This window comes from Leisingera sp. M658, assembly GCF_025144145.1.
In the GTDB taxonomy this organism is placed as follows: Bacteria; Pseudomonadota; Alphaproteobacteria; order Rhodobacterales; family Rhodobacteraceae; genus Leisingera.
Genome location: NZ_CP083546.1, coordinates 3971094 through 3990927, shown reverse-complemented (window position 1 = coordinate 3990927; position 19834 = coordinate 3971094). Strand labels below are relative to the sequence as shown.

General features: G+C 61.1%; 20 protein-coding genes. 13 read left to right on the top strand and 7 right to left on the bottom strand.

Annotated elements, in window-relative coordinates:
* The first annotated feature begins 107 nt into the window (after positions 1-107).
* The 3 genes from K3724_RS19445 to K3724_RS19435 are packed head-to-tail and all read left to right on the top strand — an operon-like array spanning position 108 to position 1891.
* Positions 108-1034, top strand: coding sequence for a tetratricopeptide repeat protein (locus K3724_RS19445; RefSeq protein ID WP_259988367.1), 927 nt, complete (start codon positions 108-110; stop codon positions 1032-1034).
* 27 nt (positions 1035-1061) lie between these two features.
* Positions 1062-1706 carry an LON peptidase substrate-binding domain-containing protein gene (locus K3724_RS19440; protein ID WP_259988365.1) on the top strand — a complete coding sequence of 215 codons (645 nt, stop codon included), beginning with the start codon at positions 1062-1064 and terminating at the stop codon, positions 1704-1706.
* Positions 1703-1891 carry a Trm112 family protein gene (locus tag K3724_RS19435; protein ID WP_259988363.1) on the top strand — a complete coding sequence of 63 codons (189 nt, stop codon included), beginning with the start codon at positions 1703-1705 and terminating at the stop codon, positions 1889-1891. Before K3724_RS19440 ends, K3724_RS19435 begins: the two co-directional genes overlap by 4 nt.
* A gap of 26 nt (positions 1892-1917) precedes the next feature.
* Here the strand turns inward: K3724_RS19435 and K3724_RS19430 are convergent, their stop codons facing one another.
* Positions 1918-3144, bottom strand: coding sequence for an FAD-dependent monooxygenase (locus K3724_RS19430; RefSeq protein WP_259988361.1), 1227 nt, complete (start codon positions 3142-3144; stop codon positions 1918-1920).
* Between the two features lie 111 nt (positions 3145-3255).
* On the opposite strand from K3724_RS19430, the gene K3724_RS19425 reads away from it, so the two are divergent.
* The 4 genes from K3724_RS19425 to K3724_RS19410 all read left to right on the top strand — a co-directional run bounded on the left by K3724_RS19425 (position 3256) and on the right by K3724_RS19410 (position 9676).
* Entirely contained in the window at positions 3256-4587 is a 1332-nt protein-coding gene (locus K3724_RS19425; RefSeq protein WP_259988359.1) for an amidase, read from the top strand.
* Positions 4588-4696: 109 nt separating this feature from the next.
* Positions 4697-5875, top strand: a complete 1179-nt coding sequence (locus tag K3724_RS19420; protein ID WP_259988357.1) for an aminotransferase class I/II-fold pyridoxal phosphate-dependent enzyme — start codon at positions 4697-4699, stop codon at positions 5873-5875.
* Between the two features lie 116 nt (positions 5876-5991).
* Positions 5992-9012, top strand: a complete 3021-nt coding sequence (locus K3724_RS19415; RefSeq protein ID WP_259988355.1) for a DNA translocase FtsK — start codon at positions 5992-5994, stop codon at positions 9010-9012.
* A 79-nt stretch (positions 9013-9091) separates the two neighbouring features.
* Positions 9092-9676 carry an outer membrane lipoprotein carrier protein LolA gene (locus K3724_RS19410; RefSeq protein ID WP_129372440.1) on the top strand — a complete coding sequence of 195 codons (585 nt, stop codon included), beginning with the start codon at positions 9092-9094 and terminating at the stop codon, positions 9674-9676.
* A gap of 176 nt (positions 9677-9852) precedes the next feature.
* On the opposite strand, the gene K3724_RS19405 is transcribed toward K3724_RS19410, so the two are convergent.
* From K3724_RS19405 to K3724_RS24040, 3 genes are all read right to left on the bottom strand, one after another.
* The gene (locus tag K3724_RS19405) at positions 9853-10440 is read right to left on the bottom strand and encodes a lytic transglycosylase (protein WP_027256819.1); all 588 of its coding nucleotides are present in this window, start codon (positions 10438-10440) and stop codon (positions 9853-9855) included.
* Positions 10441-10623: 183 nt separating this feature from the next.
* Positions 10624-11016 (bottom strand): hypothetical protein, encoded by a 393-nt coding sequence (locus K3724_RS24045; protein WP_409201391.1) that lies wholly within the window; start codon positions 11014-11016, stop codon positions 10624-10626.
* A 14-nt stretch (positions 11017-11030) separates the two neighbouring features.
* On the bottom strand, positions 11031-11162 hold the full coding sequence (locus K3724_RS24040; protein WP_409201390.1) for a hypothetical protein: 132 nt from the start codon (positions 11160-11162) through the stop codon (positions 11031-11033).
* A gap of 98 nt (positions 11163-11260) precedes the next feature.
* Here K3724_RS24040 and hspQ point away from each other — a divergent pair, with 98 nt between their 5' ends.
* Positions 11261-11587, top strand: a complete 327-nt coding sequence (gene hspQ / locus K3724_RS19395) for a heat shock protein HspQ (protein WP_035920248.1) — start codon at positions 11261-11263, stop codon at positions 11585-11587.
* Positions 11588-11623: 36 nt separating this feature from the next.
* On the opposite strand, the gene K3724_RS19390 is transcribed toward hspQ, so the two are convergent.
* The 3 genes from K3724_RS19390 to K3724_RS19380 form a co-directional block, all read right to left on the bottom strand.
* Positions 11624-13198, bottom strand: coding sequence for a gamma-glutamyltransferase family protein (locus K3724_RS19390; RefSeq protein ID WP_259988351.1), 1575 nt, complete (start codon positions 13196-13198; stop codon positions 11624-11626).
* A gap of 303 nt (positions 13199-13501) precedes the next feature.
* Positions 13502-13951, bottom strand: a complete 450-nt coding sequence (locus tag K3724_RS19385; RefSeq protein ID WP_259988349.1) for an ATP-binding protein — start codon at positions 13949-13951, stop codon at positions 13502-13504.
* Positions 13952-13986: 35 nt separating this feature from the next.
* Positions 13987-14331 (bottom strand): STAS domain-containing protein, encoded by a 345-nt coding sequence (locus K3724_RS19380; RefSeq protein WP_129372437.1) that lies wholly within the window; start codon positions 14329-14331, stop codon positions 13987-13989.
* Positions 14332-14426: 95 nt separating this feature from the next.
* On the opposite strand from K3724_RS19380, the gene K3724_RS19375 reads away from it, so the two are divergent.
* From K3724_RS19375 to K3724_RS19355, 5 genes are all read left to right on the top strand, one after another.
* A complete protein-coding gene (locus K3724_RS19375; RefSeq protein ID WP_259988347.1) occupies positions 14427-15599 on the top strand; it encodes an acetyl-CoA C-acyltransferase in 1173 nt (390 codons plus the stop codon).
* Positions 15600-15692: 93 nt separating this feature from the next.
* Positions 15693-16148: a GAF domain-containing protein gene (locus tag K3724_RS19370; protein WP_259988345.1), complete on the top strand. Its 456-nt coding sequence runs from the start codon at positions 15693-15695 to the stop codon at positions 16146-16148.
* Positions 16149-16349: 201 nt separating this feature from the next.
* Positions 16350-16919, top strand: coding sequence for a helix-turn-helix domain-containing protein (locus K3724_RS19365; protein WP_259988343.1), 570 nt, complete (start codon positions 16350-16352; stop codon positions 16917-16919).
* A gap of 9 nt (positions 16920-16928) precedes the next feature.
* On the top strand, positions 16929-17300 hold the full coding sequence (locus K3724_RS19360; RefSeq protein ID WP_259988341.1) for a GFA family protein: 372 nt from the start codon (positions 16929-16931) through the stop codon (positions 17298-17300).
* Between the two features lie 15 nt (positions 17301-17315).
* On the top strand, positions 17316-19763 hold the full coding sequence (locus K3724_RS19355) for an FAD-dependent oxidoreductase (RefSeq protein WP_259988339.1): 2448 nt from the start codon (positions 17316-17318) through the stop codon (positions 19761-19763).
* The last annotated feature ends 71 nt before the right edge of the window (positions 19764-19834 follow it).

The following is a 19834-nucleotide window of genomic DNA, read 5'->3' as shown; positions in this document are numbered from 1 at the left end:
TAACGCAAAGAGATCGAACCTGCGGCTGGCCATCGGCAAACTCCTCTCTTGGTTTCCGGCGCTTAGGATTCCATATAGGGGGCAAGTTCCAAGCGGAGAACAATCTGATGACCGAAATTCTTGGCAGCACCGCACCGGCGGGTGATCTGATCAAAGACGTGACCGAAGCCACTTTCATGCAGGACGTTGTCGAAGCGTCGATGCAGGCGCCGGTGATCGTGGACTTCTGGGCGCCTTGGTGCGGTCCGTGCAAAACCTTGGGGCCGATGCTGGAGGCGGCTGTCACCAAGGCCAAAGGCGCCGCCACCATGGCCAAGATCAACGTGGACGAAAACCAGCGCCTGGCACAGGCACTGGCGCAACAGGGGCTGCCGCTGCAGTCGATCCCCACTGTGGTCGCCTTTGTGGAGGGACGTCCGGTGGACATGTTCCAGGGCGCACTGCCGGCATCGGAGATCGAGGCTTTTGTGAACAAGGCCATCGAGGCGGGGGGCGGGTCAGCCGACGGCGGTCTGGGCGAGGCGCTGGAAGCAGCCGAGCTGATGCTGACTGAGGGTGCCGTGGCGGATGCAGCGCAGACTTTTGCTGCCATTCTGGGCGAAGATGACAAGAACGCCGCGGCTTATGGCGGACTGGCACGCGCGCATATCGCGCTTGGCGATCTGGATCAGGCGGAGGCCGTTTTGAATGGCGCACCCGCCGAGATTGCGGATGCAGCCGAGATTGAAGCCGCTCATGCGCAGATCGCCCTGGCGCGGCAGGCCGAGAATGCTGGCCCGGTGGGGGAATTGCGGGCTGCGGTGGACGCCAGCCCGGATGACTTGCAGGCGCGTTTCGACCTGGCGCAGGCGCTGCATGCGGCTGGAGATGCAGAAGCCGCAGTAGACGAATTGCTGGAGCTTTTCCGCCGCGACCGCGAGTGGAACGAGGGCGCCGCCAAGGTGCAGCTCTTCACCATCTTTGATGCGCTGAAACCCAACGACCCGGTGGTTCTCAACGGGCGCCGGAAACTTAGCTCAATGATATTTGCCTAAGACCAGGGCAGCACTACACTCTGTCCCATGATCCAGCCTGCTGATCTGCCGGACACGATTGCCGTGTTCCCATTGCCCGGGGCGCTTTTGCTGCCCCGGTCACGTTTGCCGTTGCACATTTTTGAGCCGCGCTACCTGCAGATGCTCGAAGATACGCTCAAGACGCGGCAGCGTCTGATAGGCATGGTGCAGCCCTGTCCGGGTCCGCACGGAACCGGGGAGGAGCTGCACGCGATTGGATGTGCCGGGCGCGTCACACAGTTTTCCGAGACAGAAGACGGACGGTACCTGGTCACGCTTTCGGGCGTCTCCAGGTTCAGGATTACCCGTGAAGCCAACGGTTTTACCCCCTATCAGCGCTGTGATGTCAGCTGGACAGGATTTGACCGGGACCTTGGCCGTTCCGAGGCGGACGATACCCTCGACCGGTCGTCTTTCCTGGATCTGCTGGAGCGGTTCTTTTCTTCCCGGAGCCTGTCAACCGATTGGGAGGCATTGAAAGACGCGGACGACGAGTTGCTGATCAATTCTCTGGCCATGCTCTTGGAATTCGACACCGAAGAGAAACAGGCCTTGCTCGAAGCGCCCTGCCTTGTCACAAGGCGGGAAACGCTTGTCACTTTGATTGAATTCGCCCTGCGCGGCGGCTCTCAGGAGGAAACCCTGCAATGACCGAGACACAGGCACCTGCCTTTGACCGCCGGATGCTGGAAGCGCTGGTCTGCCCGCTGACGCAGGCGGTGCTGGAATATGATGCCGCGGCTCAAGAACTGATTTCGCGTGCTGCCAACCTGGCTTTTCCAATCCGCAATGGCATCCCGGTGATGCTGGCAGATGAGGCACGCGCGCTGGACTGACACTGCACAAAGGCAGCGCCCATGCTTTAGATTGGCTGCCCTTTCAGCAACTTGGGCAAGTCGCCGGTCAGGCCTGCAGCCTCGCGCACGAAATTGCGGCGCAGGCCAGGTATCGCTCCTGCCAAGCCCATGCCAATATCCCGTCCCAGACGCAGCAGCGGGTTGTCGTTGGAAAACAGCCGGTTGAACACATCCGTGGCTGCAGCCAGCGAGGCTGTGTCGAATCGGCGCCATTGCTGGTAACGCTCCATCACCAGGGAGGAGCCGATGTCTTCACCGCGCCGTGTGGCCTCGGTGATCACTTCGGCCATTGCTCCGACATCGCGTAGGCCTGCATTCAGTCCTTGACCGGCAATCGGGTGCATCCCATGCGCCGCATCCCCCACCAGCGCCATGCGGTCGCCGATAAAGCTGTTGGCGATGGTCAGGTTCAGCGGGTAAGTGAAGCGTTTGCCTGCCAGGGAAATCTCTCCGAGGAAATCACCAAAGCGCGGCCGCAGCGCCTGAATGTATTCGGCGTCATTCAACGCGTGGATGGCCTTGGCGGTCTCCGTCCGCTCGCTCCACACGATGGAGGAGCGGTTGCCCGGCAGCGGCAGGATCGCCAGCGGCCCGGGCGGCATAAAGAACTGATGCGCGATGCCGTGATGCGGTTTTTCGTGGTCAATGGCGCAGACCAGGGCTGTCTGGCCATAGTCCCAGCCGGTGCGCTTGATGCCCGCCCGTTGCGCGGTGCCGCTGCGGCGCCCGTCCGAGCCGACCAGAACCTGACCGCGCAGCTCGCCGCCATCGTCCAGGGTGACCGTGACACCGCTTTGGTCCGGTGCTTGTGCAACCACGGTGCGCCCGGACACCAGGGTGATGCCCGGCGCGTCCTCCATTGCCAGCAGAAAGGCCCGGCGCAGGAAACGGTCCTCAACCATATAGCCCATCGGGCCTTCTTCCAGCTCGGCATGGTCGAAATGGATGAAAAACGGTGACGGGCCGTGGCCCGCATGACCGTCTGTCACCTTGATCTCCAGCATTGCTTGCGCGTTGTCCCCGACATGCTGCCAGACGCCGGTCTGCTGCAGCAGCCGCTGCGAAGCCAGCGCCAGCGCGTAACCGCGCCCGTCAAAGCTCTCATCAGCAAGCTTGTCCGGGGTCAGCGCATCAACCACAGTGACGCTGTGGCCGGTCTGCGCGAGGGCCAGGGCCAGCGCGGGGCCGTTCAGCCCGCCGCCCACGATCAGGATATCAGAGGCATTTTTCATGCCCCGCAATATGCGCCTGCTGGCGGGATTGTCCATCCGGGAAGCGCGGGATTGTGCCTGTGTCTTACTGCCGCTACCGTTTGCATCAACTGCATTTGGGGAGACGGGCTGATGCAAGATTGGCTGACAATGACCGCCGCCGCTTTGGGACGGGGGATTGAGGCGGGTGAAATCGGTCCGGCGGCGCTGACCCGCTGTTATCTGAACGCCATAGATGCCCATCCGCTGAAGGACCGGATCTATACCCAAGTGACCCATGATCGCGCCCTGGCCGAAGCCGAGGCTGCGCAGGCACGTGCGGATCTGGGCCTGCGCCGGTCGCCGCTGGACGGGGTGCCGGTCAGTTGGAAGGATCTGTTTGACAGCGCAGGCACCGCAACCGAATCCGGTTCGGATCTGCTGAAGGGCCGGGTGCCGGAACAGGATGCAGCGGTTCTGCGCAACGCAACACTCTTGGGGGCGGTCTGCCTGGGCAAAACCCATATGAGCGAACTGGCGTTCTCTGGCCTTGGCTTCAACCCGATCAAGGAAACACCGCCTTGCGTCAATGATCAGGAGGCCGCGCCAGGCGGATCGTCTTCCGGTGCGGCTGCGTCAGTTGCCTTTGGTCTGGCCGCAGCCGGGATCGGCTCTGATACGGGCGGTTCGGTCCGTATTCCGTCTGCCTGGAACGATCTGGTAGGGCTCAAAACCACCTCAGGCCGGATTACTTTGGAAGGCGTGGTGCCGCTGTGCCTGAAATTCGATACCATCGGTCCGCTGGCCCGCTCGGTGGAGGATGCCGGGCTGCTGTTAGGGCTGCTGGAGGGAACGGCGGGACCGGATCTGCGCAATCCCGGATCGCTGAAAGGGTGCCGGTTTGCCGATTTGCAAAATGTGGCGCAAAACGATTTGGATCCAAAGGTTTCTGCCGCCCATCGTGATACGCTGCAGCGCCTGAAAGACGCCGGCGCAAAAATCGTGCCGCTGGAGGTTCCAGAGCTGGAAGAGGCCATGGCGCTGAGCCCGATTCTCTACACCACCGAAGCCTACGGCTTGTGGAAAGACGTGATCGAGGCAACGCCGGATCTGATGTATGCGGAAATACTTGAGCGCTTCCGAACCGGTGCGCAGTTCAGCGGTCCGGACTATGTCGCGGCCTGGGCCAAGCTGGAGCAGTGCAGGATGGCTTGGGACCAGACAGTGGCCGGGTTTGATGCGGTGCTCAGCCCCGTTTCGCCAATTTTGCCGCCAAATCTGCAACGGCTGCAAAGCGATCATGACTATTACGTGCAGTCCAACCTGCTGGCACTGCGCAACACGCGGATCGGAAACCTGATGGGGCTGTGCGCGCTTTCGCTGCCCACCGGCACACCCAGCTGCGGCCTTCAGGTGCTCGGCCTGCCGGACTGCGAGGAAGCCTTGCTGCGCACCGGTGCCGCGATTGAAATGGCCTTGGCCTGAAAGCCACATTCGGCCCAGCGGGCACTTCACCGGGTGGACGCACCCGCCCGCCACCTGTAACCTGAGGCGCAAACGGGGCGCCAATGATCCTGTGACCGAGGCATTAGATATGGATTTTCCTGAGCGGTTTTCAAACCTGCCAGCCTATGCGTTTCCGCGCCTGCGGGCGCTTTTGGACCATCACACCCCTGGCGGGGATGTGGTGCATATGAGCATTGGCGAGCCGAAACATGCGTTTCCGGCCTGGGTCACCGATGTCATCACTGAAAACGCCGCCGGGTTTAACCAGTATCCTAACAATGATGGCACGCCAGAATTGCGCGGTGCCATCGCGGATTGGATTGCCCGCCGTTACGGCGTAACCGCGGACCCTGAAACGCAAGTCATGGCACTGAACGGCACCCGCGAAGGACTTTACAACGCCACCATGGCGCTGTGTCCTGAGAAGAAGAACGGGCAAAAGCCGGTGGTGCTGATCCCGAACCCCTTCTACCAGGTCTATATGGTGGCTACGATTTCGGTGGCGGCAGAGCCGGTATTTGTACCCGCAACAACGGCCACCGGCCATCTGCCGGACTACGGGAACCTGCCCGAGGACGTGCTGAACCGTACCGTTGCGGCCTATATCTGTTCGCCCGCCAATCCCCAGGGTGCTGTCGCGTCGCGCGGCTACTGGACCCGGCTGATCCAGCTGGCCGAGAAATATGATTTCCGCATCTTCGCAGATGAATGCTATTCCGAGATCTACCGCGACGCAGCCCCCGTCGGCGCATTGACCGTCGCCCAGGAGCTGGGCGCTGATCCCGAGCGTGTGGTTTTGTTTAACTCCCTGTCGAAACGCTCAAACCTTCCGGGGCTGCGTTCCGGACTGATTGCTGGCGGTCCCGAGACCATCAAACGGGTCAAACAGCTGCGCGCCTATTCCGGGGCTCCGCTGCCGGCCCCGTTGCAGGCGGCCGCGGCCAGGGTCTGGGCGGATGAGGCGCATGTGGCGGAGAACCGCGCGCTCTACCAGGAAAAATACACAATAGCTGACGAGGTCTTTGCCGGCCTCAATGGATACATGGCGCCCGAAGCGGGCTTCTTCCTTTGGCTTCCGGTAGAGAATGGCGAGCAGGCCGCACTGAAGCTGTGGCAGGAGACCGGCGTGCGGGTGCTGCCAGGCGCCTATCTGGCGCAAGGCGCGCCGGGACAGAACCCGGGCGAGACATATATCCGGGTGGCGCTGGTCGCCCCCGCCGAGGACACCCGCAGGGCGCTAAGCACACTGCGCGGCTGCCTGTACTGAAATTCTGCTGCGCGGCCCCTGGCTTGGGGCCGCGCAGCCAAGACCAATAAACGGACAGGTTCGTGACCTTGCGGGTAACAGCGGGCACGGGCAAAAGAAACGGAACTGAGGTAGGCATGGCATTTCAAACCCGCAGCCGCGATCCGCTGCTCGACAGCAATATGCAGGCGGCTATTGAAAAGCGCGGCAAGGAACTGATTGGGATTGCATTGATCCTCGTGGGGCTGATGGTTGCCGCCATGCTGGGGTCGTATACGCCGGACGATCCGAACTGGACCGTGTCCACGGACGCGCCAGTGCAGAACTGGCTGGGCCGTCCCGGCGCTTCTGTCTCTTTCATCCTGATTACCTTGTTCGGCAAGGCCAGCTGGGCCGTGCCGTTGTTCCTGTCAGCCTGGGGTCTGCGGTTTGTGCTGCACAAGGGCGAGGACCGGGTGGTCTGGCCGCTGCTTTTGTCGGTGCCGTGGCTGCTGGTGGTGGCGCTGCACATGGAAACCCTGAACGCCAGCTCCACCTGGCAGCAGAATTATGACTTCGGCCTTGGCGGCATGGTTGGTTACACCTTCCTGGGCGCATTGCTGGCGCTGCTGCCTGTAGGCCTGCATTTCATGGTGAAAATCATGTCGCTGCTGAGTGCCGCGGGAATGCTGGCGCTTGGCTGCGCGGTGCTTGGCTTCACCTGGCCCGAGGTGAAGAAGGGCCTGCACAAAGTGATGATCGGCCTGATCCTGGGCTATGGCGCCGTGGCCGCATTGCTGGGGCGCGGGGCGTCCAGCGGGCTGCAGGCCGCAATGACCTACCGTAAGGCGCGGGCGGAACAAGCGGAAGAATCTGCCTATGACGCTGCTGACGCTGAGCCGGAGATGTTCGAGGATTATGCAGAAGACGCATACATTGCGGACAGCCAGCAGGAAGAGCCGGAAGCGCCTGCCAAAGGCGGTTTGCTGTCGCGTGTGCCCGGCCTGATCCGCCGTGTTGCACCTGCGCCGGAGGCGGACAGCGCCTATGCGGCTGACATGCAGGACGAGGACGCGGCTGAATTTCCGGCTGATGGCGAAGGCGGTGAAGACCGGATTTCCCAGAAAATCGCCAATGCCGTGCGCATTCGCCGGGCAGCAGATGTGCCGCCGGAGCAGGATCCGGCCTTGCCGCTGACCAAAGGCCGCGGCCAGCGTCCCGCACCGCTGATCTACAACCCTGCCATGGACCAGGACGGCCTGCCGCCTGAGCCACCTCTGACCGCTGCGCTTGCAACGATGCCGCCGCTGCCGGAAGATCCCTCGCTTTCCTGGCAGGCTTCCGCAAAAGACGCCTTTGGTTCGGAAGCATCGTATGCTGACCTGCGGGACGAAGATGAGATTGCAAAGGCCGCTTCGGATCACAGTATGATAGCTCCGGACTACGTCCCGTCCGAGGATCTGCCGGATGCTGCGGAACCGCCTGCGCCAGTTTCCTCCGCGCCCGAACCGCGCCCGGTGCCGGGACCGCGTCTGACCGTTGATCTGCCCGTGGCCGAGCCGCGCAAGGCAGTGGTCGAACAGCCGGCACGCAAAACCGTACAGCCCTCGGCGCGTGCCAAGGCCGAAGCGCAGCCCAATCTGGCGTTCGATGCCAGCAGCAGCGATTTTGAATTGCCGCCGCTAAGCCTGCTGACCAACCCGACCGGCATCGAGCGTCACCACCTGAGCGACGAAGCGCTGGAAGAAAATGCGCGGATGCTGGAGGCCGTTCTGGATGACTATGGCGTCAAGGGAGAGATCACCTCGGTCCGTCCCGGTCCCGTTGTCACCATGTATGAGCTGGAACCGGCACCGGGCCTCAAGGCATCTCGGGTGATTGGCCTTTCTGACGACATCGCCCGCTCGATGTCGGCGCTTTCGGCACGGGTCTCAACCGTGCCGGGGCGTACAGTGATCGGTATCGAACTGCCGAATGAGAAACGCGAAAAAGTGGTCCTGCGCGAGATCCTGTCGTCGCGGGATTTCGGCGACGGCAACCACGCGCTGCCACTGGCATTGGGCAAGGATATCGGCGGCGATTCCATGGTCGCGAACCTCGCCAAAATGCCCCACCTGCTGATTGCCGGCACCACGGGTTCCGGTAAGTCGGTGGCGATCAACACCATGATCCTGTCGCTGCTGTATAAGCTGACGCCGGCTGAATGCCGCCTGATCATGATTGATCCCAAAATGCTGGAGCTTTCCGTTTATGACGGCATCCCGCATCTGCTTTCGCCTGTTGTGACCGACCCGAAGAAGGCCGTTGTGGCGCTGAAGTGGGTGGTGGGCGAGATGGAGGACCGCTACCGCAAGATGTCCAAGATGGGTGTGCGCAACATCGCCGGCTACAATGGCCGCGTGAAGGAAGCGCTGGCCAAGGGCGAGATGTTCTCGCGAACCGTGCAGACGGGTTTCGACGACGACACCGGCGAGCCGGTGTTCGAGACCGAAGAGTTTCAACCCGTTGTCCTGCCCTATATCGTTGTGATTGTTGACGAGATGGCAGACCTGATGATGGTCGCCGGCAAAGAGATCGAAGCCTGCATCCAGCGTCTGGCGCAGATGGCGCGGGCTTCGGGCATCCATCTTATCATGGCAACACAGCGCCCCTCGGTTGACGTGATCACCGGCACCATCAAGGCAAACTTCCCGACCCGGATTTCCTTCCAGGTCACCTCTAAGATCGACAGCCGCACCATTCTGGGTGAAATGGGCGCTGAACAGCTCTTGGGTATGGGGGATATGCTGTACATGGCCGGCGGCGCCAAGATCACCCGATGCCACGGGCCGTTCTGTTCGGACGAAGAGGTCGAGGAAGTGGTCAACCACCTCAAGCAATTCGGCCCGCCGGACTATGTCGGCAGCGTTTTGGATGGTCCGGCTGACGACAAGGCTGATAACATTGATGCAGTTCTGGGACTGAACACCGGCGGCAATACTGATACAGAGGACGCTTTGTACGACACTGCAGTTGCGATCGTGGTCAAGGATCGCAAATGCTCCACCTCCTACATCCAGCGAAAATTGGCGATCGGCTATAACAAAGCAGCGCGGCTGGTTGAACAGATGGAGGACGAGGGCGTCGTGTCGGCTGCCAACCACGTGGGCAAGCGGGAAATTCTGGTTCCCGAACAATGAGCTGACGAAAATCTGCCGATGCCGGGTCCGTAGGGATCCGGCATCTTCACTTTTGCAGCAGCGTGCCTATGTTGAGGCCATGAAACGGATTGCACTCGCCTTTGCGCTGACCCTTGCTGCGCCGGCCGCTTGGGCGGCTGAGCAGCTTAGCCTCAATGAGATTTCCCGTTATTTGAACGGGATTTCCACCGCAGCCTCCCCCTTCACCCAGATCAATGACGACGGCAGCCTGTCGACGGGCAAGCTTTACATGCACCGCCCGGGCCGGATGCGGTTTGAGTATGACGGCAAGGGCGGCGGTACCGTGGTTGCCGGCGGCGGGGCGGTGGTGATCCACGATCCCAAATCAAACCAGCCGCCTGAGACCTACCCGCTCAAGCGGACTCCGCTGTCAATCATCCTGGACCGCAACGTGAATTTAGGGCGTGCAAATATGGTGGTGGGGCACAGTTTTGACGGCACCTCTACTATTGTGCGGGCACAGGACCCGGAACACCCGGACTATGGCAGTATCGAAATGATGTTCACCGGCGCCCCGGTAGAACTGCGCAAATGGGTCATTCACGACGGTGCAGGCGGCCAGACAACTGTGATTCTGGGTGCAATGGAAACCGGTCAAAAACTGTCCTCCAGCTTGTTCACCACCAGCGGCAGATCCCGGTAGGGTTGCGGCTCCCGCGCCCGCGGCTGCTCCGGCCTTGCCAGAACAGCCTGGCGGCCTTGGGCCCGGCACCGGGCTGGCGCCCGGTGCGGCTCCGCGTGAATTCAACGGTTAGGGAACAATCGCAATATCAGGCCCAACGGTTGAGAGGCTTTCACAAAGAAAGCCCCTTTTGGATCTCAGCGGAACTTACGGCAGGTCGCGAGCTGGGCTTGATAAGTCTGGGCGCGGGATTCGACCTGTCCTGCAACACGCTGCAGCCACGGTTTGGACCGGTAGCTGCCGCGTGAGTAGCCATAATGCCCCTCGTGGTAGGCGAGGTATTGATTGCGCGCGTCATACAGCTGGATACCGTTCTTTTCGCGGCTCTTGCGCATGTACCAGCCCATGAAATCGGCCGCATCGCTGATCCGGTCGCGCTTGGCCCGCCGCCGGCCGGTATCGCGCCGGTAATCGTCCCAAGTGCCGTCCAGTGCCTGGCTGTAACCGTAAGCACTGGATTGCCGCCCGACCGGGATCACTCCCAGCAGGTACTGGTGCGGCGTGCGGGCATCGCCGCGGAACCGGCTTTCGTGATAGATCGTTGCCATCTGCACATGCACCGGGACACCCCAGCGGCGCTGGGACGCGCGGAAGGCTTTCAGGTATTCGGGCCGCTGCTGAATGATGCTGCACGCATTATCCAGATTGCGCGGCGGCGCTTTGTGCCCGCCTCCGCAAGACGCTACCGCCATGAGGAGAACGAGGGCGCTGATTATTCTGCTCATTGCCTCTGCCCATTTTTGATTTGGGTTATTTTGCGGCAAGTTTAGCGGATTGCGGCAGGTGAGGAAATCACAATTACAGAAACTGGGTCAGCAGCAGTGGCAGCAATGCCGTTGACATCAGGGTTGAGACCAGCACAAGCCCGGCCACAGCGCTGGAATCGGCTTCAAACTTTTCTGCCCGGTCTATTCCAGCGCATTGGTCAGGAAGCGCGGTGTTCCCAATTCCTGCCACAGGAACAGCCCGCCCGGAAGCGTTGTCCAAACCATTAGTTCCCGGATAGCTTTGCTGCCGGCATTGCGGCCCGCCGCCAGATAGATCCCATAGGTGGAGGACAGGGTGGCTGAAACAGCAAGCATGACAACGGCATAGCCCAATCCGGCCTCGCCGAAGGCAAACATCGGTAGCGGGAGCCCCAGTTTACCGGTATTGCCGAGGATGAAAGGCGCCAGATAGGTGCGGCGGCCCAGGTGCGCTGTGCGGCAGGCAATTCCGCCTATGCCCTCCAGCACTGCATGGCCCGCCAAGGCGGCCAGGAAAAAGGCCCCGGGCGCCGCCTTGTCCAGCTCCGTTTTCATCAGTTCGGTGAAGATCAGGCAGGCACCGCCAGGGTCATCGTCAACCGGGTGACAAACTGCGTGCGGCACTCGAACCAGAGTTTCACCCATGTGAACCCGGCCATGGCCGGAAGGAACACCGGGGCGGTGATTTCGAGTACTGTCAAAGCGAGGTTCACAGTCTGTTTCCCTGAAAATTTGCGTCAAGAGTTGGACAATTGCTTGGCGCGCGCGCTATTTACAATGTACGGGGGCGAACATGACCATGATGAGAACACGCGCAAAATACAACCTCGGGCAGGTCGTCCGCCACCGGAAGCACCCCTTCCGCGGGGTGGTCTTTGATGTTGATCCCGAGTTCTCCAATACCGACGAATGGTATGAGGCGATCCCGGAAGACAGCCGCCCGGTAAAGGACCAGCCGTTCTACCACCTGCTGGCGGAAAACGACCAAAGCTATTATGTCGCCTACGTCTCTGAGCAAAACCTGGTGGCGGACTATTCCGGGGAGCCTATTGGCCACCCGGATGTCCCTGAAATGTTTGGGAATTTCGATGGCGGCGCCTATGCGTTGCACTATCAGCTGAACTGAATTCCGCTGTTTCCGGCCGGCCGGAACTCCCCTTCATCAATACCCCAGCGCGCAGCCGTCTTTGCGCGGATCACTGGCGCCTTCCAGCACGCCCGAGGCATGGATCCGGATCGCCTGCGCGCCGCCCAGCGGCGTGTCCGGCACCACCACGCGATGCCCCATATCCGCAAGCTTCCGGCGAACCTCAGCCGCATAGCCGCGCTCGATTTTCAGCACTCCGTTATCGGCAAAGCAGCGGGGGGCATCGACAGCTGATTGCAGGTCCATGCCAAAATCAACGAGGTTGGAGACCAGCCGGGCGTGGCCGGTCGGCTGATAACCGCCGCCCATCACGCCAAAGGGCATGATTACTTCTCCGTCTTGCTGCAGCATGGCGGGGATGATCGTATGCATCGGCTGTTTTCCCGGTCCGAATTCATTCGGATGACCCGCTTCCAGGGTAAAGCCGGCGCCGCGGTTCTGCAGCAGAATACCGAATTGTTCAGACGCAATGCCCGAGCCGAAACCGTGGAAGATAGAATAGATCAGTGAGACCGCCATGCGGTCCTTGTCCACCACAGTAGTATAGACCGTGTCTTTGTGCACCGCCTCGGTTAGCGGCTGCGCTGCCGGCAGGGCGTGCTTGGGGTCGATCAGCGCGGCAAGCCGGGCAGCCGTTTCGGGTGCCAGCATATGCGCCAGCCGGGTGGTGTGATCTGGATCGGCCAGGAACCGGTTGCGCGCATCATAGGCAAGCTTGGCGGCCTCCGCCTCGATATGCGCACGTTCAGCGCCAAACGGATCCATGTTAGAAATTTCAAAATGCTTGAGTATGTTCAGCAGCAAAATCGCAGTTGCACCCTGACCATTGGGTGGATGCTCGGTCAGGCCCAGGCCATTGTACTGGCCGTCAACCGGCTGTGTTGCAAAACTGCTGGCAGCGGCAAAATCCGCCAGAGTGTGAACGCCTCCAAGCGCCGTCAGCGCGGCCACCATATCTTCGGCCACGTCCCCGGAATAAAAGGCCTCCCGCCCGTTTTTAGCGATGCGGCGCAGCACTTCGGCCTGCCCAGGTGTGCGGAACACATCGCCGCTGATGAACGGCTGGCCGTCTTTCAGGTAGTGGTGCCGCGCCGCGCCTTGCAATGCCGCTGCGCTGTTGATCCAGTCGAACGCCGTGCGCGGCGCCACGGGAACGCCCTCTTCGGCATAGTGGATTGCCGGTTGCAGCAGCGCATCAATCCCAAGCCGTCCTTCGCTTTCGGCCAGACGGCAGAACGCGTCAATCGCACAAGGGATCGTCACCGCCTCGGGGCTGCCCAGCGGAACGGTTTCCAGCCCTTGTGCCCGAAGCGCAGCAGCGCTGGCCCCGGCAGGGGCGCGGCCTGATCCGTTCAGCGCCTGGATGCCCTGTCCCGGGCGGGAATATAGAACAAAGCAATCCCCGCCGATGCCTGTCATTTGCGGCTCGCAAATCCCCAGTAAGACCGCCCCTGCCAGAGCCGCATCCATTGCATTGCCGCCGCGTTTCAAGATATCGACGGCGACGCTGGCAGCTAGAGGATGCGAGGTCGCGCACAGGCCGTTTTGGGCAAAGACGGCTGATCGCCCCGGAAGATGAAAGTCGCGCATTTCCCTGCTCCTGCCGTCACCTTGCATAGGCTATGCGCACACGGCGGGAAGGCAACTTAAATCTTCAGCGGTACTGAAGGAACGGAACGTCACCCTGGGTCAGGAAAGCGGGCCAATGGAAGTATCCCCGGTGCCGCGCACTGGTGGGGGCTAGAACACGCGGTACCGGGGGAAGCTCATTTCAGCTACAGTTTAAAAGTCGCATACCTATCGGGCTGAGGTGGGCCGGGATTGCGGCGCGATTATGGCAAAGCGTTAAAATGCAGCAAACCCGCAGCCGTGCCTCTGCAAACCTGGGGCTGTTCAGACTTCGGCCGAGGGGCTGGTCACTTTGATTTCGAAGCAGAGCGATAGATTGTTGTTTCCCTCCGAACGCTCATATTGGACTTGGCTTGCCAATTCGCGGATCAAAAACCATCCGAACCCGCCTTCGGGCATGCTTTCAACCGGAACGCTGATATCAGCAGGTTTGCCCTCCGGCAATTCTCCCTTAGCAAAAGGAACACCGGCGTCCTGGATGCTGATCCACAAACGTTCAGGATAAAGCTCAGCCCGGATCCGCACGTCTCCTGGGTAAGCACTTTTATAGGCGTGCTCGACTACGTTGTTCACAGCCTCGGTCAGAGCGATTTGCACCTCATCCACACGGGCACCCGGGATCCCTAGGGACCGAAGCTGGTCTACAACCGATGAGATGCCTGAACGGGCATTCAGGTTCGTAGCCGTGAACGAGCAGGCAAAAGTTTTTACCATCGATTTCTCGCTTTGCACTGACAGCGCATTGGTTTTCAGGAGTTTGCGCCAGCCGGAGCGATTGCGTCGCCAAGGGAACCATAAAGGTCAAAGATCGTGTCCATGCGGGTCAGCCGGAACACTTTTTCGACCATGGGGGTCAGCCCGGCGAGATCCAGTTTCCGGGTGCCGCCAAGCTGCTTCATCGCGGCGACGATCGCGCCAAGCCCGCTTGAATCAATAAACTGCACTTCGGAAAGGTCCAGGATGACACGGTCCGCACCGGATTCTGTTTCCGTGCGCATGTCCTCCTTGAACTGGATGGCCATGGCGGCATCAATGCGTTCGGCATTGACTTTAACGATCTGTGCATCGTCCGTCATGGTGGTCGTCAGGCTCATTTTGATCCCCCGGGATGTAACGTCATTTGTCAGCACTCTAGACCGCAAAGCTTACTATTCTGTAGGTATTATTTTGACGATTGGAGGAAAATTGCATGAAAGATGTTGTTATCGCCGGAGCGGCCCGGACGCCGATGGGCGGGTTCCAGGGCATGTATGACGGGGTGACGGCTTCGGAACTGGGCGGTGCGGCTATCCGGGCGGCCCTCGAAGGCGCCGGTGCTGCCACTGTCGATGAGGTGCTGATGGGCTGCGTCCTGCCTGCGGGCCAGGGCCAGGCGCCGGCGCGTCAGGCCGGATTCGCCGCGGGCCTGGGCGATGAGGTGCCGGCCACGACCCTTAACAAAATGTGCGGCTCTGGCATGAAGGCGGCGATGATCGCCTTTGACCAGATCGCGCTGGGCCACGCGGATACGATGATTGCCGGCGGCATGGAGAGCATGACCAACGCGCCGTATGTGCTGCCCAAAATGCGCGGCGGCGCCCGTATCGGACATGGCCAGGTGATTGACCATATGTTCCTCGACGGGCTGGAAGATGCCTATGACAAGGGCCGCCTGATGGGCACCTTTGCCGAGGATTGCGCTGAAAAATTCCAGTTCACCCGCGAAGCTCAGGACGAATACGCACTGAAGTCGCTGGCCAACGCGCTGGAAGCCCAGGAAAGCGGTGCGTTTGACGGGGAAATCGCTTCCGTTACGGTGACGTCCCGCAAGGGAAGCGTGGTAACGGACACGGATGAGCAGCCAAAGTCTGCGCGCCCGGAGAAGATCCCGGCGCTGAAACCTGCTTTCCGCAAGGATGGCACTGTGACAGCAGCCAATGCATCCTCTATTTCCGATGGCGCTGCAGCGTTGGTGCTGGCGTCTTCAGAAGCTGCCGAGGCACATGGCTTGAAGGTCCGCGCCCGAATCCTGGGCCACACCAGCCATGCGCAGGCACCGGGCTTGTTCACGACCGCGCCGGTTCCCGCTGCGCAAAAGCTGCTGAAAAATATTGGATGGCAGGTTGAAGACGTCGATCTGTGGGAAGTGAACGAAGCCTTTGCTGTGGTGCCGATGGCCTTTATGCATGAAATGGGCATCAGCCGCGATAAGATGAACGTGAACGGCGGCGCCTGTGCGCTGGGCCACCCGATCGGGGCGTCCGGTGCCCGGATCATGGTCACGCTTTTGAACGCGCTGGAAAAACGCGGCCTTAAGCGCGGCGTGGCGGCAATCTGCATCGGCGGCGGCGAAGGCACGGCGATTGCAATTGAGCGGGTGTGACATTCACCTTTGAAAAATACTCTCGGGGGTGAATTGACCGTCAGGTCAAGAGGGGGCAGACAGCCCCCTCAATGCGTTGAAGGAGAGGCAGGCATGCAGGCTGATTTCGGAACCCTTACCAAAACCATCGCGTCGCTGACCGCAGGCGAAACGGATGAGGTTGCGCTGATGGCCACTGTCGCCTGCGAAGTGCATCACGCCGACGACCGGTTCGACTGGACCGGCTTTTACCGCGCCGTTGCACCGGAATTGCTGAAAATCGGCCCATACCAGGGCGGGCACGGCTGTTTGCAAATCCCGTTCTCCCGCGGCGTTTGCGGCGCGGCAGCACGCACCGGAGTGGTGCAGCTGGTGGCGGATGTGGATGCCTTTCCCGGCCATATCGCCTGCGCTTCTTCCACCCGGTCGGAACTGGTTTTGCCGGTTTGGAATGCCGCAGGCGGGCTGATCGGGGTTTTTGATATCGACAGCGACCAGCCCAACGCCTTTACTGAGGAAGATGCTGAGCAGTTGGCAGTAATCCTGCGGCAGGTCTTCAGCCGCAGCTGATTCGCCCTTGCAGGGGCTTTGCCCCTCGGCCTTGCGGCCTCACCCCAGGGTATTTTCACCCAGAAAGAAGCAGCCCGGTGCCTGAAGGCGCTGGGTTTTTTCTTGGTTCGCGGCTAGTTCGTGAAAAAAAGCTTGGAAATTTCACGATCTCAAGGCATCGTGAAAAACGAGAGCATTTTTTCACGAACGGGGAGAGAGCCGGTGAACGATCAAACCCTGGCAGCGGCGACACTGGGGGCGGATATCCGGGCTCTGCGCAAGGCGCGCGGGCTGACGCTGTCGGATATCGCGGCGATGCTGAACCGCTCAGTTGGCTGGCTCAGCCAGGTTGAGCGGGACATGTCCGAACCTTCGATTTCCGACCTGCGCCAGATTGCCGAGGCCCTGGGCGTTCCGATGTCTATGCTGTTTGCCCATACCGGCGCGCCGGCGGATGAGCATGGCTATATTGTTCGCGCAGGCTCGCGCCGCCCGATGGGCTCGGGCGAGGAAGGGCTGATCGAAGAGCTGCTGTCGCCCGATCTGACTGACGATTTCGAGATGGTGCATTCCACCTTCCGCCCGCAGTCGCGAATGCAGACGCCGGCCCACCGGCCGACACAAGAGGTTGGCTATGTGATCTCGGGCAAGCTGGATTTGCTGATCGGGGGCCGCAGCTTCACCGTTGGTCCGGGCGACAGTTTCCGGATCAAGCATGAACCTTATCAGTGGTCGAATCCCTATGACGAACCCGCAGTGGCCGTCTGGGTGATTGCACCGCCGGTGTATTAGGAGGCCTCGATGATCAAAGGATCCTGCCTCTGCGGAGATATCCGCTTTGATACCGCAGCGCAGCCCAAAGGCGCGTCCATGTGCCATTGCAGCCAGTGCCGCAAGCAGTCGGGCGGCATCTGGTCTTCGGCCTATGTGCGCGACGAAGACCTCAATATCACCGGTCGGGTCAGCTGGTTTGTAGCCAGCGCAGCGGCCAAGCGCGGCAGCTGCCGGCGCTGCGGCTCCTTCCTGTTCTGGAAGGCGCATGACGAAGATACCACCAGTTTCGCTTTGGGCGCTGTCGACGGGAACACCGGTCTCAGCGTCGAAAAGCACATCTTTGCCGCCTCCAAGGGCGACTACTACGAGATTGCGGACGGCGTGCCGCAGAAGGACTGAGATTAGGGAGCGAACATGTCTGATTTTCCAACCAAGGCCCGCGTGGTCATCATCGGCGGCGGCGTCATTGGCGCCTCGTCGCTTTATCATCTGGCCAAGAAAGGCTGGACCGATTGTGTGCTTTTGGAGAAGAACGAGCTGACCGCCGGTTCGACCTGGCACGCGGCTGGCAATGTGCCGACGTTTTCGACGTCCTGGTCGATCATGAACATGCAGCGCTATTCGACAGAGCTGTATTCACGCCTCGGGGCAGAGGTCGATTATCCGATGAACTACCACCAGACCGGCTCGATCCGTCTGGCGCACAATAAAGAGCGGATGCAGGAATTTGAACGCGCCTGTTCGATGGGCCGTTATCAGGGCATCGAGATGGAGATGTGGACCCCGGAACAGGCCAAGGAGAACTACCCGTTCCTGGAAACCCACGACCTGGAAGGCGTCCTGTGGGACCCGTCTGATGGCGACATTGATCCGGCGCAGCTGACCCAGGCACTGGCCAAGGGTGCCCGCGACATGGGGCAAAAGATCATTCGCTTCTGCCCGGCGACCGGTGTCACGCAACAGGAAGACAAGACCTGGATCGTGCACACCGAAAAGGGCGACATCGCATGTGACTATGTGGTGAATGCCGCTGGCTATTACGCACAGCGTATCGGTGAGTGGTTCAAGCCTTACGGCGGCCGTACCGTGCCAATGATGGTGATGTCGCACCAGTATCTGCTGACCGAGCAGATCCCTGAGGTGGAAGCCTGGAGCAAGGAGCATGGCAAGAAGCTGCCGCTGATCCGCGACGTGGACGTGTCCTATTACCTGCGCCAGGAAAAGAACGGCTACAATCTTGGCCCCTATGAGCCGAACTGCAAAGGCCACTGGATGACCGAAGACGATCAGATGCCGGACGACTTCTCGTTCCAGCTGTGGTCGGATGATCTGGACCGGATCGAGGATATCGTGACCGACGCCATGGAACGCGTGCCGCTGATGGCATCCTCCGGCGTCTCCAGCGTGATCAACGGCCCGATCCCCTATGCCCCCGATGGTCTGCCGCTGATCGGCCCGATGCCGGGTGTCGACAACGCGTTCGAGGCTTGCGTCTTTACCTTCGGCATCGCCCAGGGCGGCGGCGCCGGTAAGGTGCTGGCGGAATGGATCGTCGATGGTGGGACCGAGTGGGACATGTGGGCGGTCGATCCGCGCCGCTACACCGACTACACGGATCAGGACTACTGTGATCAGAAAGGCATGGAAGTCTACGGCAATGAATACGCCATGCACTTCCCGCAGCACGAATGGCCGGCCGCGCGCGGTAAGAAGGTCAGCCAGGTACACGCCAAGATCAAGGAACTGGGTGGCCAGATGGGTGCCTACAATGGCTGGGAACGTGCCAACTGGTTCGCCAAGGATGGTGACGACACCTCAGAGGAAGCCACCCACACCTGGGGCCGCTCCGGCCCGTGGCAGCAGCGCATCAAGGAAGAATGCGAAGCGGTCCGCGACGGCGTCGGTGTTCTGGATCTGCCGGGTTTCTCGCGCTTCAATCTGGATGGCGAAGGCGCCGCGGAATTCCTGCGCGGACTGGTCACCGGCGGCCTGCCGAAAGTGGGCCGGATGAACCTGGTCTATGTCTCGGACGACCGCGGCCGGATCCTGACCGAGATGTCCTGTATTCGTCATGGCGAAGACCACTTTACCATGATCACCGCAGGTTCGGCCCAGTGGCACGACTTTGAGATCCTGCGCAAGGCGCTGCCCGCTGGCCTGACCCTGACCGACCGCACCACCGAATTCGCGACGATGATTGTCACCGGTCCGAAGTCGCGGGAGCTGTTTGCGGGCATCTCTGACGCCGACCTGTCGCTGGGCTGGCTGACCCATCAGGAAGCCACGGTCGCGGGCAAACCTGCCTTCCTGGCGCGGGTGTCTTATGCCGGCGAACTCGGCTGGGAAGTGCATTGCGCCAACGCGCATCAGGCCGGGATCTATGCGGCGCTGATCGAAGGCGGCGCCAAGCCGTTCGGCATGTATGCGCTGAACTCCTTGCGGATCGAGAAGGGCTATCGCACCTGGAAGGGTGACCTCAGCACCGATTACTCGCTGCTTGAAGGCGGGCTGGAGCGTTTTGTCAAACTCGACAAGCCGCAGGATTTCCCGGGCAAGGCCGCAATCCAAAGCGAAAAGCAGCAGGGCGTGAAAAAGTCCTTTGTCACCATGATCGTCGAGGCCGGCGATGCAGATGCGCCTTACATGTCCTGCATCTCCAAGGATGGCGAGATCGTGGGCGAGACCACGAGCGGAGACTGGGGCTACCGTGTGGGCGCCTCCATCGCGCTGGGCATGGTGCGCAGTGAACTGGCCGTGCCGGGCACCGAGCTGGAGGTTGAGATCTACGGGCAGAAATGCCGGGCCGTGGTTCAAAAAGATGAACCGCTGTGGGATCCGGCAAACGAGCGCCTGCGCGCCTGATCAACCCGCATCAGCCCGGGCCGCATAGGTCCGGGCTGATGCCCCTATAAAAGACAGCCTGCGCCGCCGGA

Coding starts and splice junctions, on each gene's coding strand:
- K3724_RS19445 (WP_259988367.1), top strand. CDS start 108: ATGACCGAAATTCTTGGCAGCACCGCACCGGCGGGTGATCTGATCAAA.
- K3724_RS19440 (WP_259988365.1), top strand. CDS start 1,062: ATGATCCAGCCTGCTGATCTGCCGGACACGATTGCCGTGTTCCCATTG.
- K3724_RS19435 (WP_259988363.1), top strand. CDS start 1,703: ATGACCGAGACACAGGCACCTGCCTTTGACCGCCGGATGCTGGAAGCG.
- K3724_RS19430 (WP_259988361.1), bottom strand. CDS start 3,144: ATGAAAAATGCCTCTGATATCCTGATCGTGGGCGGCGGGCTGAACGGC.
- K3724_RS19425 (WP_259988359.1), top strand. CDS start 3,256: ATGCAAGATTGGCTGACAATGACCGCCGCCGCTTTGGGACGGGGGATT.
- K3724_RS19420 (WP_259988357.1), top strand. CDS start 4,697: ATGGATTTTCCTGAGCGGTTTTCAAACCTGCCAGCCTATGCGTTTCCG.
- K3724_RS19415 (WP_259988355.1), top strand. CDS start 5,992: ATGGCATTTCAAACCCGCAGCCGCGATCCGCTGCTCGACAGCAATATG.
- K3724_RS19410 (WP_129372440.1), top strand. CDS start 9,092: ATGAAACGGATTGCACTCGCCTTTGCGCTGACCCTTGCTGCGCCGGCC.
- K3724_RS19405 (WP_027256819.1), bottom strand. CDS start 10,440: ATGAGCAGAATAATCAGCGCCCTCGTTCTCCTCATGGCGGTAGCGTCT.
- K3724_RS24045 (WP_409201391.1), bottom strand. CDS start 11,016: ATGAAAACGGAGCTGGACAAGGCGGCGCCCGGGGCCTTTTTCCTGGCC.
- hspQ (WP_035920248.1), top strand. CDS start 11,261: ATGATGAGAACACGCGCAAAATACAACCTCGGGCAGGTCGTCCGCCAC.
- K3724_RS19390 (WP_259988351.1), bottom strand. CDS start 13,198: ATGCGCGACTTTCATCTTCCGGGGCGATCAGCCGTCTTTGCCCAAAAC.
- K3724_RS19385 (WP_259988349.1), bottom strand. CDS start 13,951: ATGGTAAAAACTTTTGCCTGCTCGTTCACGGCTACGAACCTGAATGCC.
- K3724_RS19380 (WP_129372437.1), bottom strand. CDS start 14,331: ATGAGCCTGACGACCACCATGACGGACGATGCACAGATCGTTAAAGTC.
- K3724_RS19375 (WP_259988347.1), top strand. CDS start 14,427: ATGAAAGATGTTGTTATCGCCGGAGCGGCCCGGACGCCGATGGGCGGG.
- K3724_RS19370 (WP_259988345.1), top strand. CDS start 15,693: ATGCAGGCTGATTTCGGAACCCTTACCAAAACCATCGCGTCGCTGACC.
- K3724_RS19360 (WP_259988341.1), top strand. CDS start 16,929: ATGATCAAAGGATCCTGCCTCTGCGGAGATATCCGCTTTGATACCGCA.
- K3724_RS19355 (WP_259988339.1), top strand. CDS start 17,316: ATGTCTGATTTTCCAACCAAGGCCCGCGTGGTCATCATCGGCGGCGGC.